The 16,928-nt window shown below is 57.7% G+C and carries 14 protein-coding genes and 1 pseudogene; 8 read left to right on the top strand and 7 right to left on the bottom strand.

Annotated features, from left to right (window positions below):
• Window positions 1-257: 257 nt before the first annotated feature.
• The 6 genes and pseudogenes from BMOU_RS06475 to rpmH all read right to left on the bottom strand — a co-directional run bounded on the left by BMOU_RS06475 (window position 258) and on the right by rpmH (window position 3,788).
• The gene (locus BMOU_RS06475; RefSeq protein ID WP_034876004.1) at window positions 258-1,007 is read right to left on the bottom strand and encodes a 16S rRNA (guanine(527)-N(7))-methyltransferase RsmG; all 750 of its coding nucleotides are present in this window, start codon (window positions 1,005-1,007) and stop codon (window positions 258-260) included.
• 266 nt (window positions 1,008-1,273) lie between these two features.
• Window positions 1,274-1,819 carry a Jag family protein gene (locus tag BMOU_RS06480; RefSeq protein ID WP_034876007.1) on the bottom strand — a complete coding sequence of 182 codons (546 nt, stop codon included), beginning with the start codon at window positions 1,817-1,819 and terminating at the stop codon, window positions 1,274-1,276.
• A 120-nt stretch (window positions 1,820-1,939) separates the two neighbouring features.
• Window positions 1,940-2,951, bottom strand: a pseudogene (gene yidC, locus BMOU_RS06485) (membrane protein insertase YidC).
• Window positions 2,945-3,244 carry a membrane protein insertion efficiency factor YidD gene (yidD, locus tag BMOU_RS11015; RefSeq protein WP_081738541.1) on the bottom strand — a complete coding sequence of 100 codons (300 nt, stop codon included), beginning with the start codon at window positions 3,242-3,244 and terminating at the stop codon, window positions 2,945-2,947. The pseudogene yidC and the gene yidD overlap by 7 nt, the downstream one beginning before the upstream one ends.
• A gap of 26 nt (window positions 3,245-3,270) precedes the next feature.
• Window positions 3,271-3,633, bottom strand: coding sequence for a ribonuclease P protein component (gene rnpA, locus BMOU_RS06490; RefSeq protein ID WP_034876010.1), 363 nt, complete (start codon window positions 3,631-3,633; stop codon window positions 3,271-3,273).
• Between the two features lie 20 nt (window positions 3,634-3,653).
• Window positions 3,654-3,788, bottom strand: coding sequence for a 50S ribosomal protein L34 (rpmH, locus tag BMOU_RS11020; protein ID WP_003807168.1), 135 nt, complete (start codon window positions 3,786-3,788; stop codon window positions 3,654-3,656).
• A gap of 315 nt (window positions 3,789-4,103) precedes the next feature.
• On the opposite strand from rpmH, the gene dnaA reads away from it, so the two are divergent.
• From dnaA to BMOU_RS06525, 7 genes are all read left to right on the top strand, one after another.
• Window positions 4,104-5,606, top strand: coding sequence for a chromosomal replication initiator protein DnaA (gene dnaA, locus BMOU_RS06495; protein ID WP_034876013.1), 1,503 nt, complete (start codon window positions 4,104-4,106; stop codon window positions 5,604-5,606).
• Between the two features lie 473 nt (window positions 5,607-6,079).
• Window positions 6,080-7,204: a DNA polymerase III subunit beta gene (gene dnaN / locus BMOU_RS06500; protein WP_034876016.1), complete on the top strand. Its 1,125-nt coding sequence runs from the start codon at window positions 6,080-6,082 to the stop codon at window positions 7,202-7,204.
• Window positions 7,205-7,286: 82 nt separating this feature from the next.
• Window positions 7,287-8,495: a DNA replication/repair protein RecF gene (gene recF / locus BMOU_RS06505; protein WP_034876018.1), complete on the top strand. Its 1,209-nt coding sequence runs from the start codon at window positions 7,287-7,289 to the stop codon at window positions 8,493-8,495.
• Window positions 8,495-8,980: a DciA family protein gene (locus BMOU_RS06510; protein WP_034876020.1), complete on the top strand. Its 486-nt coding sequence runs from the start codon at window positions 8,495-8,497 to the stop codon at window positions 8,978-8,980. Before recF ends, BMOU_RS06510 begins: the two co-directional genes overlap by 1 nt.
• 214 nt (window positions 8,981-9,194) lie before the next feature.
• Window positions 9,195-11,309: a DNA topoisomerase (ATP-hydrolyzing) subunit B gene (gene gyrB / locus BMOU_RS06515; protein WP_034876023.1), complete on the top strand. Its 2,115-nt coding sequence runs from the start codon at window positions 9,195-9,197 to the stop codon at window positions 11,307-11,309.
• Between the two features lie 25 nt (window positions 11,310-11,334).
• Window positions 11,335-14,004 carry a DNA gyrase subunit A gene (gene gyrA, locus BMOU_RS06520; protein WP_034876026.1) on the top strand — a complete coding sequence of 890 codons (2,670 nt, stop codon included), beginning with the start codon at window positions 11,335-11,337 and terminating at the stop codon, window positions 14,002-14,004.
• Between the two features lie 61 nt (window positions 14,005-14,065).
• On the top strand, window positions 14,066-14,617 hold the full coding sequence (locus tag BMOU_RS06525; RefSeq protein WP_034876029.1) for a DUF3566 domain-containing protein: 552 nt from the start codon (window positions 14,066-14,068) through the stop codon (window positions 14,615-14,617).
• A 192-nt stretch (window positions 14,618-14,809) separates the two neighbouring features.
• Here BMOU_RS06525 and gdhA read toward each other — a convergent pair whose 3' ends face one another.
• Entirely contained in the window at window positions 14,810-16,156 is a 1,347-nt protein-coding gene (gdhA, locus tag BMOU_RS06530; protein ID WP_034876032.1) for an NADP-specific glutamate dehydrogenase, read from the bottom strand.
• 240 nt (window positions 16,157-16,396) lie between these two features.
• Here gdhA and BMOU_RS06535 point away from each other — a divergent pair, with 240 nt between their 5' ends.
• Entirely contained in the window at window positions 16,397-16,840 is a 444-nt protein-coding gene (locus tag BMOU_RS06535; protein ID WP_003838091.1) for an MscL family protein, read from the top strand.
• Window positions 16,841-16,928: the final 88 nt, after the last annotated feature.

The raw sequence follows: 16,928 nt of genomic DNA on the forward strand, positions 1-16,928 counted from the left end.
TGTCTGGTCCTTCAGGTCCAGTCATGAACTAGCCCTCCTCGATTACTTACAGTATGTTCAAGTTTCTTCATCTGGGTGGACATGCCTTACATCGTGCACAAATGTGGATAACTGTGCATGACTTGTGGATAACTCATATAGTTCCTATCAAGTTATCCACAAGACAAACGTTGCAAAATAGCGGAAAATTTTTCACTGCGTTTCATGTCACCCAGATTGGTGGACAAAGTGGATAACTTCGCCAAAATGTGGATAACCTATCTCTTGTCAACCATCAGGATATGCGTCGCTTCAAGCCCCGGTCCCACCTCAGCCTCGACCACTCGGGGATGGATCCCGCCGTTCCTGATGATCTCCTTGGTAGCCTTATCGATTTCATCTTGTGCGGAACGTCCTTTCAATGCGATCAGACGACCACCGGTCTCGAGCAAAGGCAATGTCCATCCGGAGAGTTTGGTCATGGGCGCCACGGCACGGCATGTCACCACGGCAAACGGATGTCTTATCGTGATCGGATTGCCGTCCAAATCAAGTACGGGAGTGGTGCGAGGCGTCCCTCCCCTCCCCCTTCTATTGGCCTTAGGACCACGTATGGCCTCGATCATCTCGTTGGCCCGTGCCCGCACCACCGTGACGTTGTCAAGCCCCATGTCGCTTACGCATTCGTTGAGCCATTCGATACGACGTTCCATAGGTTCCACCAGCGTGAATCGATGATCCGGCAGACATGCGGCTGCAACGATTCCTGGAAATCCGCCTCCACTGCCGATATCAGCCACCGTCTTAAACTGTCTTTTTGCCGTCGATTTGCGTACGAATGGCACAATGGACGCCGAGTTCAGAATATGCCGTTCCCAGATGATACCGATGTCACGTGGTCCGATCAGTCCGCGGGGCTCCCCCTCCTGTGCCAGTTTGGTATGAAAGATGCGCAACTTCACAAGCGCATCCCCCAGCACCTCTTCCAGAATCGGCGAATCATCAAGTTCGTCAGTCACTTCAGTCATGTTCTCTATCCTATAACTACAGGGATATCAATCCTCCCAACCACTCTCCGATGGAGGCACAGGAAACGAAGCCCCGGCATCTGCGATGGCGGGCGGAAGAGCGGTCATGGTCATACTCCGTTCAAGACCGCAGGACCAACCGACTGATCGAATCTCAATGAACATATCCGCGGATGGACCGTTGCAATGCATCATCGACGTGCACTACAAAAAAAAACGCCGCACAGTGGCGGCGTTCTGTTTCTTCTGTTTCACGTGAAACGAGCTCAGGCCTCGACGTCGTCCTCGAAATAATCGTCTTCCGTAGTCGTCTCGGCAGACCCGGACTTGAGATACACCGTCACATAACGATGCGGTTCCTCGCCATGGGAACGGGACTTCAATCCTTCCTCGCGAACCACATCATGCACGATCTTACGTTCAAAGGAATTCATCGGCTTGAGATCCACCGGCTCACCGGTTTCACGAGCCTCGTCGATGGCATCCAATGCGATATCATGCAGACGCTGACGCTTGTGCTTGAGATAGCCATCGACGTCCACAATGAGATGGGAACGCTCACCGGTCTTCTGTTGCACAGCCAGGCGAGTGAGCTGCTGCAGGGCATCCACCACTTCCCCATTGCGGCCAATCAGATGTTTGATATCGGTATCATCATCGGCAACGATCTGTACCGTGGGACGATTATTGCGCACGCCCATCTCGATATCGCCCTCGTAGTCGACGATATCCAGCAATCCTTCAAGATAATCGGCAGCGATATCAGCTTCTTCATTGAGCTGATCGATGGTCTTTTCATCATCTTGCGCCATGGTTGTGTACTCCTTTGAGCGGGGTTCTATTCTAAAGTCTAAGTCCTGTTTATCACTTCAGTGATAACCCTGAAAGAAAGGGCGTGTCCCGTGTTTCACGTGAAACACGGGACACCTTACTCACTTCTTTCTCTTCTTACGGGTCGGCTGCTGCCGCTGATATCCGTTCTTCGTCTTATTCTCGGCCGCGGCCTTGGCCTTCTCCAACTCCTCTTCTTCGAGGGACGGAAGACCGGCCTTGGCACGGCGAGCGTTCTCGTGCTCATGATCACGAACGGTCTTGGCCTCCGCCGCCGGAGAACCAGGAGTCGGGAAGGCGTAGACCTGCCACAGTGAACGGCAGAGGTTCAGAATGTTGTTGGCAAGCCAGTACACCAGCACAGCGAACGGCATGGTGGCACCCGAGAAGATGTACATGATCGGGAACACCCAGAGCATCATCCTCTGCATCATCTCGGTCTGCTTGGTCTGCGGACCGTTCTGGGGCATGTTGCGCTTCATGTTGTTGTACTGCATGAACCACAAGCAGAAGCACATCAGGGCCACGAAGATGGCGATGACGACCTTGCCGCCGGTATTGGCCGTCATGAAGTTGTCGGTGACGTTGGTATGGAATACCGTGGTCTTGGTGAACTGCAGTGCGGTGGCCTGATCGAAGGCACCCAACGTGGCGCGCTTGCCGCGGGCGATGTATGGGATGGCCGACAGCGTATAGAACATACACATGAATATCGGGCCCTGAATCAGCATCGGCAGGCACGAGCCCATCGGGTTCGCGTTGTTGTCCTGATACAGCTTCATCAGTTCACGCTGCATGGCCTCTTTGCTGGCCTGGTCGTTCTTACCCTTGTACTTGTTCTGGATGCGCGCCATCTTCGGCTGGATTTCCTGCATCTTGCGCATCGATTTCATGGTCTTGTAGTACAGCGGGAATACGCACGCATGCACCACAATCACCAGGAAGATAATGGACAGCACCCACGAAAAAACCGACCGGATGCATGCCTAGCAGCGTCAGGAACTTATGGAAGATGGCCATGATCTGCGTCATGAGCCACTCGATTGGCGTCAGGAGCTTATACAGCCAGCCCCAGAAACCGCTATCGAGGAGAAATTGATTTTGATTCAGCATTGCAGGCCCGTCTCCTTATCGTCTGCGGCCAGTGGTGTGAGCCGAGGCTCTTCATGAGCCTTCGACCACGGAAATCTATAGCAAATGGAATAGCGCTGCGGAACATCGTCGATTCCCCCGCGACTCCAAGGCCTGCAGCGCAGGATGCGCAACAGGGCAAGAAGACCACCCTTCAGGCAGCCAAAACGCGTCACTGCCTGAATCGCGTAGTTGGAACAGCTTGGATAGTATCTGCAACAGGGCGGGGTCTTTGCGGAGATGTGACGTTGATACCAACGTATGGCACGAATCATCCAGTCACCACTGTGCCCCATCCGCGTCATTGATGCGCTGCCTTACGGCTTATCGCCTCGAAACAAGCCGCCATCTGATGGTCCAGAGACGAAAAATCGGCATGTGCCGCGCTTGGCTTCGCGCGCAATACGATATCGCAGGATTCAGGCAGTAAGGACTCGTGCTTTCGCGCAAGTACACGGAAGCGACGCTTGACGGCATTACGCGTCACCGCGTTACCGACAGCCTTGGAAACGGCCAGACCGATACGTCGATCACCCTTCGCCGCGGAATCGGATATGAAGACATCGTCATGCATTACGTAATGTACGACGATGTCTTCACGCGATACCCTACGACGGCGTTTGAGCACCGCGACGAAATCGCGATGGCTTTTCAGCCGTTCCATCGCTATGCCACTACATACAATCAGGCAGCGAGGGACTTGCGGCCCTTGGCGCGGCGACGATTGATCAGGGCGCGACCTGCGCGGGTGCGCATGCGCTGACGGAAACCGTGCTTCATGTGACGACGACGGTTGTTCGGCTGGAATGTCCTCTTCATAATTAATGCTCCCGGTGTTTTAGCCATGCCAAGGCACGGCTCCTCATGAGTCAAGCTCTACTAAATTACTCTGACCCCTGAACACAGTCAAAATCGTGAGTCATTCCCTGTCGGATAAGAGGGGAATCCTCCCGGTCAAATATCCACAAAACCGTTGGAACAACGCCGAATTCCCCATGAAAGTTATCCACAAATTACATTCATGTTATTCACATTTCAGCCTTTTCAACACGCTAGACGGTGGATAACTTGGGGAAAAGGGAGTAAAAAGAAACAGTTGTACATCCGCAGGCCGTCTATTGGGAAAGGGAATCCATGGTCGATACTCCCCATGATCCTCTCGATCAGGCTCGCGGTGTATGGTCTGACGCGCTGGCATTGCTGCGCCAGAATCCAAAGCTTTCCGCCCGGGACAAGGGTTGGCTGGAAAACGTGGTCCCCGAGGGCATGTGGGGCCCGACCATCGTATTATGCGTACCCAGCGCCGCAACCCAGCAGGCACTGCAGACCGAATTGAACCAGCCGCTGATGGAGGCGTTGAAGGATTCCGCTGAGCAGGACATCTTCCCCGCATTCAAGATCGTGCCGATGCAACAGCCTGTCGAACCGGAAATCGAGGAATACCCGCATTTCGACCGCAAGCCGCGCAGCCAGCACGAGGAATCGACGCAGGGGCAGCTTCCCATCCCCACCAGCATGCCGGAGCAGCCGTTCCGCACCACCGAGCAGGGAACTTTCCCCAGCGGCCAGAACAGGCCTTTGCTGGATCCACAGACCCATCTGAACAAGAACGCCACCTTCGATACCTTTGTGCCGGGTGATTCCAACCGCTTCGCACGCACCGTGGCGCTGGCCGTGGCCGAAGGCTCGGGTCATGATTTCAACCCGTTGTGCATCTACGGCGGTTCCGGCCTGGGCAAAACGCATCTGCTGAATGCCATCGGCAATTATGCCTTGGTCAAGGACCCGAATCTGAAGGTCCGCTACGTGACCAGCGAGGAATTCACCAACGAGTTCATCGAGGCGCTGGGCGATACGAATCAGAATTCCGGCCAGATCAAGGAATTCAACCGTCGTTACCGCGAGGTCGACGTACTGCTCATCGATGACATCCAGTTCCTGAGCGGCAAGGAGGCCACGCTCGAGCAGTTCTTCCATACGTTCAACACGTTGCACCAGGCCAATAAGCGCATCGTGATCGCCTCCGACGTACCGCCCAAGGACCTCAAGGGCTTTCAGGCGCGTCTCATTTCCCGCTTCGAATCCGGCCTGACCGTTGACGTCAAGCCGCCGGATCTGGAAACCAGAATCGCCATCCTGCGCATGATGGCCACCATGAACGGCTCCCATATTCCCAACGATGTGCTCAACCTCATCGCGGAACGCTTCACCGAGAACATCCGTGAGCTGGAAGGCGCGCTGAACCGCGTGACCGCCATGGCCTCGCTCAGCAACCAGCCGGTTACCCGCGCGCTGGCGGAGCATACCCTGCAGGACTTCTTCACCTCCGATGTGGAGATCAAACCGGCCGACATCATCAGTCAGGTGGCCAAGTATTTCCATCTGACCTTCGACGACATCGTCGGACGCTCCCGCACCAAGAACATCGCCTTGGCGCGTCAGGTGGCCATGTATCTGGTGCGTGAACTCACCAGCATGAGCCTGAACGATATCGGCCTGGTATTCGGAGGCAAGGACCATACCACCGTCATGCATGCCTACACCCGTATCAGCGACGAGATGCAGGAAAAGCAGGAAATCTACAACTATGTGATGGAACTGACGGTCCGTCTGAAGCAGCATTCCGCCGAAAATTAAGGTTTCGAAGCCGGTTTTCCGATTGGTAAATAAGTTTACTCAAGTAAATATTTACTGCCGTTGACACGCCGTGCTGTACACAATAGGCGTCGAAGTTATCCACATACTTGTACACAAATGTGGGAAAATCCCGTGACTAAGCCGTTGAAAACACCCAATTTGACCGTGGGTAACCCGTGAATGCACCAACCTCGGTTGTGGATAAATCCTAGCCGCAGTTCCGCCTGTGGATAAGTCGTCCATTTGTCCACATTTCATCCCGAAGTTATTCACATTCGAGTTATCCACCGGAAGCCTTGCAAACAGTGCTTCTCCGACAGTTACCCACATTATCCACAGGCCTTATTATGACGAAGGAAGGTTGTAATAGGAAAATCGTCGACATCATCGTAAGTGGGGAATTCCCCATGATGCGCAGACGCCACGCACTTCGCTAGAATGGCTTGTAGCCTGAACGAAATGAGGATTCCGTCATGAAAGTTGAAATCAATTCCCAAGCGCTTGCCGACGCAGTGGCCTGGACCACCCGCGTCATCGACGCCCGTCCTGCAACCCCGATTCTGGCAGGCATTCGTCTCGAAGCCATCGATGGCACCTTGCAGCTCTCCGCCTTCAACTATGCGATTTCCGCACGCCACCACATCGAAGCCGGCATCGACGAGGCAGGTACGGCCCTGGTTCTTGGCAAACTCCTTGCCGACATCACCAAGTCCCTCCCTGCCGAGAAGACCTATCTGTCGACCGATGGCTCGACCATGACCATCACCTCCGGCAAATCCACATTCACCATGCAGCTGATGCCGGATAGCGAATACCCGGACCTGCCCGTGGTCCCCGCCAAGCTGGGCCAGGTGGACTCCCCCACCTTCATGCAGGCCGTCAATCAGGCCTCCGTGGCCGTCTCCCGCGAAGAGAACCGCCCGGTACTGACCGGCATCCGCGTACAGTTCCAAGGTGACAAGGTCATCATGAGCTCCACCGATCGCTTCCGTCTATCACGCTCGAGCTTCACCTGGACTCCGGAGAATCCCGACATCAATACCACGGCTCTGGTACGCGGCACACTGCTGCGTGATGTGGCCCGCTCGCTCGACGAGCATCAGAACATCGTCCTCGATTTCGACCCGGACAGCCCGTCGCTGCTTGGCTTCGAAAATGCCGGGCGCGTATCCACCTCGCAGCTGATTGATGGGGAATTCCCCGCCGTCGACCGCCTATACGCCGATGAATATCCGATTCATGCGGTCATCGATAAGCAGGCACTGATCGGCGCCATCAAGCGCGTCTCCCTGGTGGCCGAACGCAATGCCCCGGTTCGCATGGCCTTCTCCGGGCAGGAGCTGACGCTGTCGGCCGGTACCGCCGACGAGGCCCAGGCCAGGGAAAGCATCGACATCGATATGGATGGCGACGACATCACCGTGGCCTTCAATCCGTCCTATCTGGTGGAGGGTCTGAGCGCCATCAGCGAGCCGTTCGTTCGCATGAAGATGACTACAGCCGTCAAGCCGGTGGAATTCAACGGCCAGCAGGAGGCGGATTCCGACGAATCCATGGATTACCGCTACCTGCTCGTGCCGATGCGATTCAACAGCTGACACCGACAACGGATACATGGGCTGAATATCGCCGAAACGGCATATTCAGCCCGTACTTATGCACGATTCGAGGATCCCATCCATGTACATCTCCCGACTCGCACTCGATCACTACCGTTCCTGGGAGCGTTGCGTGCTCGATTTCGAGCCGGGAGTGAACATTCTGCAGGGATCGAACGGACTGGGCAAGACCAATATCGTGGAAGCCTTGGAGGTGCTGTCAACCGGCTCCAGCCACCGCACCTCATCCTCATTGCCGCTTATCGAAAGAGGTTGCACTTCGGCAACCATCCGCGCGAACGTGGAGGACGGGCGGAACCGACATTCCTATGAAGTGACCATCGCGGCACGAGGCGCCAACCGTGCACGCATCGACGGCGGCAGCTCCCTGTACATGAGGGATGTCATAGGCAGGATCCCCTCCGTATCCTTCACGCCTGAAGACCAGCGACTGATCTCAGGAGATCCGGCCACCAGGCGTAACTTCATCAACCAGGCGGGTGCACTGCTGATACCGTACTATATGGAGCGACTGCAACAGTTCACACATGTCGCCAAGCAGCGTACGGCCCTGCTCAAGCAGCTCGGCGATCGCGGCGATACCAATCCCCAGTATGGCCGGCAGGCCGCCCTCAGCGGACTGGAGATCTGGACCGGACAGTTCATCGACATCGGCATGGCGCTGACCCGTGACCGTAGCGCTCTGATCGAGCGACTTGCCGAACCGTTCAATCGCGTATATGCATCTTTGGCGGGGAACGATCAGCAGGCCTCCCTGCACTATGAGCCGTCCTTCGACGAAGTGATGCTTTATGATGAGCCGGCCGCGGAAATCAGCCGGCATTTCCAACGCATCTATCCCGGTGAAGTGGCACGCGGGCAGAATCTGATCGGTCCGCACCGCGACGATCTGACCCTGACATTGAACGGCATGCCCGCTCGCGAATTCGCATCGAACGGCGAAATGTGGACGATGGCGCTGGCGCTGAAGATGGCATTGTATGAGACGGTCCGCACCGAGCAGCAGGCCAAGCCGATCGTGATTCTCGATGATGTGTTCGCCCAACTTGACGAGTCTCGCCGCGAGCAGATCCTGGATTTCGCCGGGCGACAGGATCAGGTGCTGATCACCGTCGCCGCGGCCAGCGACATTCCCGCGACACAGGCGCATGTGATCGACGTGGCTGCGCTGCGCGAGCATGCCGGCGAAGACGACGGATTGGTCACGATGATGGCCGCATTGGCTGCCGGGCGGAGTGCGACCGCGGAACGGAAGGAGGATGAGCGCTGATGCCGAACCCTCCCGTCTGCGACATACTCAAGCTGGACCAACGCAAGCTGCCGGCTGAGGTGTTCGAACGCATCTCGCATCGTGCGGGACTGCGGAAGGAACGTGAGCGCAAGGCGCGACTGGCATGGGAGAATTTCGGCAAACCGGGGCGGGATCCGCAGAAAGTCGGCAACATATTCGGCCTGATCGCGACCCAAGGCAAATGGACGCCGCATCTGAAGATCGCGCAGATGCAGAATCATTGGGATCAGGTGGTCGGCAGGGAGAACGCCATGCATACCTATCCTGTGGCCCTGCGTGACGGCATTCTGACGATTCGCTGCGACAGTCCCGCATGGACCACCACGCTGAACTATATGATTCCCGAACTGACACGTATCATCCGTGAAAAACTCGAAGGACTGACCATCAATGAGGTGCGGGTGACGGGTCCGCAGCAGCAGTCGTTCAGCCGTGGGCGGATTTCCCGACGTACTCGTTACTGAATCATCACTTGGTCTGACGGCGTTGTGACGATCCTCTCCCTGTTTTCCATGGAAGGCAGGGAGAATCGGCGCTATTTCGAGGAATACTGCCTCCATTGAGGTGTCCCCCTCCATGAGTAGACTATCAAGCAGTGTATGTAAAACGCCTAGAAGGGGCCTTTATTTGCGTTCTAGGCGGTATCGCCCACGCAAATGACCTTCGTCGGCGGGAAAAATGCAGGAAGGAATCTCTGTGGCAGACCTTGACGCGGATTCGCTAAATGAATCAGCTGAACACACGCAGGAAGATCAGATTCAGAACGATCAGCTCGAAGACGCGCAGCTTGACGACTCGCTGTCGCCCGAACATTATGACGCCTCCGATCTGAGGGTGCTGGAAGGCCTCGAGGCGGTACGCATCCGCCCGGGTATGTACATCGGCTCCACCGGTCCGCGTGGTTTGCATCATCTGGTCTACGAAATCGTCGACAACTCCGTCGACGAGGCTTTGGCCGGCTATGCGTCGCATATCGAAGTGACGATTCTGCCTGACGGCGGCGTCCGCGTAGTCGATGACGGTCGAGGCATTCCGGTCGACGAAGTGCCGGGCGAAGGCGTTTCCGGCGTGGAGACAGTAATGACCAAGCTGCACGCAGGCGGCAAGTTCGGTGGCGGCGGCTACGCGGTCTCAGGCGGTCTGCACGGCGTGGGCATCTCCGTGGTGAATGCGCTGTCCACCCGCGTCGACATCGAAGTACGACGTCAGGGTTTCCATTGGACCCAGACCTACATCGACCAGAAGCCGACCGCCCGCCTGGCCAAGGGTGAGCCGATGGCCGAAGGCGAATCCACCGGTACCTCCGTTACCTTCTGGGCAGACGGCAAGATCTTCGAGACCACCACCTACGATTTCGAAACCCTGCGCAATCGTTTCCAGCAGATGGCCTTCCTGAACAAGGGGCTGAAACTCTCCCTGACCGATCTGCGCGAGCCTGATCAGGCCGGCGATGAGGTGGCGGGTGAGAACGACGACACCGAACCCAAGCATCAGACCGTCACCTACCAGTACAACGAAGGCATCAAGGACTACGTCGACTATCTGGTCAAATCCCGCAAGGCGACGCCGGTGGAGGAGAATGTCATCGATTTCGAGGCGGAAGACCTGAAAATCGGCATCTCCGCGGAAATCGCCATGCAATGGACCACCGCGTATTCCGAGGCCGTGCACACCTTCGCCAACACCATTTCCACCACCGAAGGCGGCACCCACGAGGAAGGCTTCCGTGCGGCGCTGACCTCGCTGATCAACCGATACGCCCGCGAGAAGAACATTCTCAAAGACAAGGATGAGAACCTCTCCGGTGACGATGTGCGCGAAGGCCTGACCGCAGTGGTGTCGGTGAAACTCACCACCCCGCAGTTCGAGGGCCAGACCAAGACCAAGCTCGGCAACTCCGAAGCCAAGACCTTCGTGCAGCGTGTGATGACCGACAAACTCGGCGACTGGTTCGACTCCCACCCGAGCGAAGCCAAGAACATCATCCAGAAGGCCATCGAAGCCTCCCGCGCACGTATCGCCGCCAAGAAGGCGCGTGAGAACACCCGTCGCAAGTCGATTTTCGAGTCGGCCGGCATGCCCGACAAGCTCAAGGACTGCCAGTCCAACAATCCTGAGGAATGCGAGCTGTTCATCGTGGAGGGCGATTCAGCAGGCGGTTCCGCGATTCAGGGACGTAACCCGATCACGCAGGCCATCCTGCCGCTGCGAGGCAAGATCCTCAACACCGAGCGCGCCAGCCTGGACCGCATGATGAAATCCGAAACCATCGAATCGCTGATCACCGCCGTCGGTGGTGGCTATGGCGAGGATTTCGACCTGAGCAAGGTGCGCTATCACAAGGTCATCATCATGGCCGATGCCGATGTGGACGGCGCGCATATCGCCACCCTGAACCTGACGCTGTTCTTCCGCTACATGAGGCCGATGATCACCGCGGGCTACGTATATGTGGCCATGCCGCCGCTGTACCGCCTGAAGTGGACCAAGGGTGCGCACGACTTCGTGTATACCGACGCCGAGCGCGACCGTGTGCTCGCCGAAGGCAAGGCCTCGGGCCGTCAGCTTCCGAAGGGCGAAGGCATTCAACGCTACAAGGGTCTGGGCGAGATGAGCTATCAGGAACTGTGGGAGACCACCATGGATCCGGAGCATCGCATCCTGAAGCAGGTGCAGATCGAGGATGCGGCCGCGGCCGACGAGACCTTCTCCATGCTCATGGGAGACGAGGTCGAACCCCGTCGCCTGTTCATCCAGCGCAACGCCAACAAGGTCAGCTGGATCGACGCATAAGGGACTTCAAGGCAAGGATTAGAAATTGGCAGACGAAAACAACAACAACGAAAAAGGCCAGTTCGTGCCTGACGGTTCCATGGAGCCGCTAAGCCCGCAGGAGGCCGACAACACCGATTACGGCCTGATGACCGGCGAGCGTATCCAGAAGAAGGACTTGCGTCAGGAGATGCGCGATTCCTACCTGTCATACGCCATGTCGGTGATCGTGGACCGCGCGTTGCCGGACGTGCGCGACGGCATGAAGCCGGTGCATCGTCGTGTGATCTATGCGATGTACGACGGCGGATACCGTCCCGACCGTGGCTACTCCAAGTGCGCCCGCGTAGTCGGCGAGGTCATGGGTAAATACCATCCGCACGGCGATTCCGCCATCTACGACACCTTGGTGCGTATGGCACAGTCCTGGTCGATGCGCTACATGCTCGTCGACGGGCAAGGCAACTTCGGCTCCCCCGGCGACGACCCGGCCGCGGCAATGCGTTACACCGAATGCCGTATGGCGCCTCTCGCCATGGAGATGGTGCGCGACATCGACAAGGACACCGTCGACTTCCTGCCGAACTACGACGGCAAGACCCAAGAACCGACCGTGTTGCCGGCCCGTTTCCCGAACCTGCTATGCAACGGTTCATCGGGTATCGCAGTCGGCATGGCCACCAACATTCCGCCGCACAACATGCGTGAGGTGGCCGAAGGCGTGCATTGGGCGCTGGATCATCCGGACGCCAGCCGCGAGGAGCTGCTCGACAATCTGATCCGCATCATCAAGGGACCGGACTTCCCCACCGGTGCGACGATTCTCGGACACAAGGGCATCGAGCAGGCCTACCGTACCGGCCGAGGCCTGATCACCATGCGCGCGGTCGTGAACACCGAGGAGATCAAGGGCCGTATGTGCCTGGTGATCACCGAGCTGCCGTATCAGGTGAATCCGGACCGACTGGTCGTGTCCATCCGCGAGGCGGTGCGTGACGGCAAGATCCAAGGCATCGCCGATATGCGTGACGAGACCTCCGGACGTACCGGCCAGCGACTTGTGCTCGTGCTCAAGCGCGACGCCGTGCCGAAGGTGGTCCTGAACAATCTGTACAAGCATTCCCAGCTGCAGCAGACCTTCGGCGCCAATATGCTGGCGTTGGTCGACGGCGTGCCGCGCACGCTGAGCCTGGATGCGTTCATCCGCCACTGGGTGAACCACCAGCTCGACGTGGTCGCGCGTCGTACCGCCTACCTCAAGCGTGAAGCCGAAGAGCGCGACCACATCCTGCAGGGCTATCTGAAGGCCCTTGACATGATCGATGAGGTCATCGCCCTCATTCGTGCCTCCGAATCCGCTGAGACCGCCCGTACGGGCCTTATGGACCTGCTTGACGTGGACGAGGTGCAGGCCGATGCCATCCTGGCCATGCAGCTGCGCCGACTGGCCGCCCTGGAACGTCAGAAGATCCTTGACGAGCACAATGAGCTCATGCGCAGGATCGCCGACTACAATGACATCCTTGCCAAGCCGGAACGACAGCGCAAGATCGTGGGCGATGAGCTTGACGAAATCGTCGCCAAGTACGGCGACGAACGGCGCACCCGGATTCTGCCGTACTCCGGCGAAATGAACGTCGAAGACCTGATCGCCGAAGAGAACGTGGTCGTGACCGTGACCCACTCCGGCTTCATCAAGCGCACCAAGGCCGACGAATACCGTGCACAGCACCGAGGAGGCAAGGGCATCAAGGGCGCCAAGCTACGCGAGGACGACGTGGTCGACCACTTCTTCCTGACCAGTACGCACAACTGGCTGCTGTTCTTTACCAATAAGGGCCGCGTGTACCGCCTGAAGGCCTATGAGCTGCCGGAGGGATCGCGTGATTCCAAGGGCCAGCATGTGGCCAACCTGCTGCAGTTCGGTCCGGACGAGACCATTCAGGCCGTGCTGTCGATTCCGAATTACGAGGTGGCCAAGTATCTCGTACTCGCCACCCGTTCCGGCAAGGTCAAGAAGACGGCGCTGTCCGAATATGACTCCCCGCGTCAGGGCGGCCTGATTGCAGTGCGTCTGATGACCGATGAGAACGGCGAAAACGCCGATGAGCTGATCGGCGCCGCGCTGTGCAACGCCGAAGACGACATCATTCTCGTATCCAAGTTGGGTATGAGTCTGAAGTTCCAGGCCAACGATGAGCAACTGCGCCCGATGGGCCGTCAGACCGCCGGTGTACAGGGCATGAAGTTCCGCGAAGGCGACGAGCTGCTGGCTATGGATGTGGTCTGGGGCGATTCCGACAAGGATCTGCTCGTGGTCACCAACGAAGGCTTCGCCAAGCGTACGGCCATCAGCGAGTACCGTCTGCAGGGGCGTAACGGCTATGGCGTCAAGGCCGTGCAACTGGCCGAAGGCCGTGGCTCCCTGGTGGGTGCCGTGATCGTGGAGGAGGATGACCAGGTCATGGCCATCATGAAATCCGGCAAGGTCATCCGTTCCAACGTCGCCGAAGTCAAGCGCACGGGCCGTAACACCCAAGGTGTGACGCTCGCCAAGCCTGACAAGAACGATGAAATCATCTCCATCGCCCGCAACGACGAGCAGGAGAGCGAGAGCGAGGAACCGGCCACGCAATCCTCCTCGGAAGCGGCGGATGGACAGGCGGCCACCACGCAATCGGGCGAGAATGTAGAGGCCTCGGCCAAGACCGAGTAATCGTCGTCAAACACTGGTAGCCTCAGCCTAAGAGCCGGGCATAATCTTGCAAGGAGCAACGATGAGCGAGAACATGGAAGAACAAGAGCCGAGCGTACAGTCTCCGGCATCCGAAGCTCAGGAAACCGAAACCCACGCCCCCCGTGTGGCCCGTTCCGCTTCGAGCCAGCCGCTGATCGGCGCCGAACAGGTGCGTGCCCATGAAGGCGCGGTCAAATCAGTGCATGGCAAGAGTCGTCGTAATGTGCCTCGCGCACGGCGCATGAGCCTGTCTCTGACGCGCATCGACGCATGGTCCGCGGCGAAGGTGTCGTTCATGCTTTCCATAGCCGGAGGCATCATTCAGATCGTTGCCGCGGCACTGCTGTGGATGATGCTGAATGTGGTCGGCGTTTTCGATCAGGTGACGCAGATCGTATCTTCCACCGGTCTGGATGCCGGTGGATTCGATCTGGCCAATGTGCTGTCGCTGAGCACCGTGCTGAGCGCGGTCACCATCCTCTCGATCTTCGAGGTGATACTGATCACCGTGCTTGCGACCATCTCCACATTGCTGTACAACGTGGTGAGCACGCTGGTGGGCGGCATCCACGTGACGCTGGGTGACGACTGATCCAACCGTATGATTACGAACGTAAGAAGGCGGCACCTCCCCTACCGGAGGTGCCGCCTTCCTGTTTTTACTCGTACTCTGTTTGTCCGAAAATCCGGAATCGGACAAATGGCGAGGCAATGAAAAACCGGTCCGCGCAGATAGAGAGGAATCGATCCGTACGGACCGGCAAGCTTGGTTGGGACTGGGCTATCAGAGCACGCCTTGGGCGACCATGGCGTTGGCGACCTTGACGAAGCCGGCCGCGTTGGCGCCGAGCATCAGATCACCCTCATGGCCGTATTCCTTGGCCGCGGCCAGAGAACTGGCGACGATATTCTCCATGATGGACTTGAGTTTGTCATCCACCTCTTCGAAGCTCCAAGACAGGCGGTAGGAGTTCTGACTCATCTCAAGACCGGAAACCGCCACACCACCGGCGTTTGCGGCCTTGGCGGGGCCGTAGAGAACGTTATTGGCCTGGTAGACGGCGATTGCCTCCGGGGTGGACGGCATATTCGCGCCCTCACACACCACGGTGCAGCCATTGGCCACGAGTGTCTTGGCGGATTCCTCGTCGATCTCGTTCTGAGTGGCGCACGGCAATGCGATGTCACACGGAACCGTCCACACACCCTTGCACCCTTCGTGGTATTCGGAGCCCGGCACACGTTCGGCATACTCCTTGATGCGGCCGCGGTGCCCCAGCTTGATGTCTTTGACCACATCGAGCTGAATGCCGTTCGGATCATAGATGTAGCCGTTGGAATCGGAGGCGGTCACGACCTTCGCACCGAGAGCCTGAGCCTTCTCGGTGGCGAAGATGGCCACGTTGCCCGAGCCGGAGATGGCCACGGTCTTGCCCTTGAAGGAATCGTTCTTCAGTACACGCAGTGCCTCCGCAGTGTAATAGCACAGGCCATAGCCGGTGGCTTCGGTACGTGCCAGGGAACCGCCGAACTCAAGGCCCTTGCCGGTGAGCACGCCGGAATATTCGTCACGGATGCGCTTGTACTGGCCGAACAGGTAGCCGATTTCACGGCCGCCAACGTTGATGTCACCTGCCGGAACGTCGGTGAACTGGCCGATATGACGGCACAGCTCGGTCATGAAAGCCTGGCAGAAACGCATGACTTCGGCATCGGACTTGCCTTTCGGATCGAAGTCGGAGCCGCCCTTGCCGCCGCCCATCGGCAGGCTGGTCAGCGAGTTCTTGAGGATCTGTTCAAAGCCGAGGAACTTGATCACACCCTCATTCACGCTCGGATGGAAGCGCAGGCCGCCCTTGTACGGGCCGATCGCGGAGTTGAACTGAACACGATAGCCGCGGTTGACCTGTACGTTGCCTTCATCATCGGTCCAAGCGACGCGGAACTTGACCACGCGTTCCGGCTCGACGAGGCGCTCAAGCACGCCTGCCTTCTCGTATTCAGGGTGTTTTGCGACCACCGGTTCGAGGCTTTCGAGGACCTCGCGGACGGCCTGCAGGAATTCCGGCTGGTCGCCATCGCGTTGTTCGACTTGTGCGTATACGCGCTTGACGTACTCGTCAGTGAGCATATTCTTCCCCTTCGGGATAGTTGGGTTATCAATAAGACGGTTTCATTCTAGATGTGCAAGGTTGGGCGTCACAAGATATTGTTCAGGATTTGGCTGGGAGGTTGATGTCCGATTCTCCGGAATCGGACGAATGGCCGTAGTTCATGATTCCTATAGGATTAGGGGTGGAAGGCTTCGGAGGAATCGATGAAGATGTCTTCCGAAAATAATTCAAGCAACGAGAAACCCTCGGGAGGAATCATGATTGAAGGATTCAAGAAGTTCATCGCACGCGGCAACATGATCGACATGGCGGTCGGCGTCGTTATGGGCGGTGCCGTCACCACTGTGGTCAACGCGATCGTGGACAGCGTCATCAACCCATTCATCGCCATGATCTTCGGCAAGCCCAATATGGACGGTCTGCTGGCGATCACGTTCAACGGTGCGACCGTTTCGTTTGGTGCCGTGCTCGGCGCGATCCTGAACTTCCTGATCATCGCCGTCGCCGTGTATTTCTGCATTCTGGTACCCATCAATAAGTTCCGTGATGTGACCGAGGCGCTGCTGGCCAAGACCAAGCTTGCCGAAGATAAGAAGGCCGAAGAAGAGGCTGCCGCCGAAACGACTGCCGAAGAACAGACGGTGCAACTGCTTCAGCAGATTCGCGATGAGCTCGCCAAGCAAAACGCGGCTCATATCTGACGATAGACCGGCCTTCTCCACCTCAAATGACACCTATTGGGTACCGATTCGGGTACCCAATAGGTCAAATCGGACAGTGTGCGTAGCC

It is taken from the genome of Bifidobacterium moukalabense DSM 27321, from assembly GCF_000522505.1.
In the GTDB taxonomy this organism is placed as follows: domain Bacteria; phylum Actinomycetota; class Actinomycetes; order Actinomycetales; family Bifidobacteriaceae; genus Bifidobacterium; species Bifidobacterium moukalabense.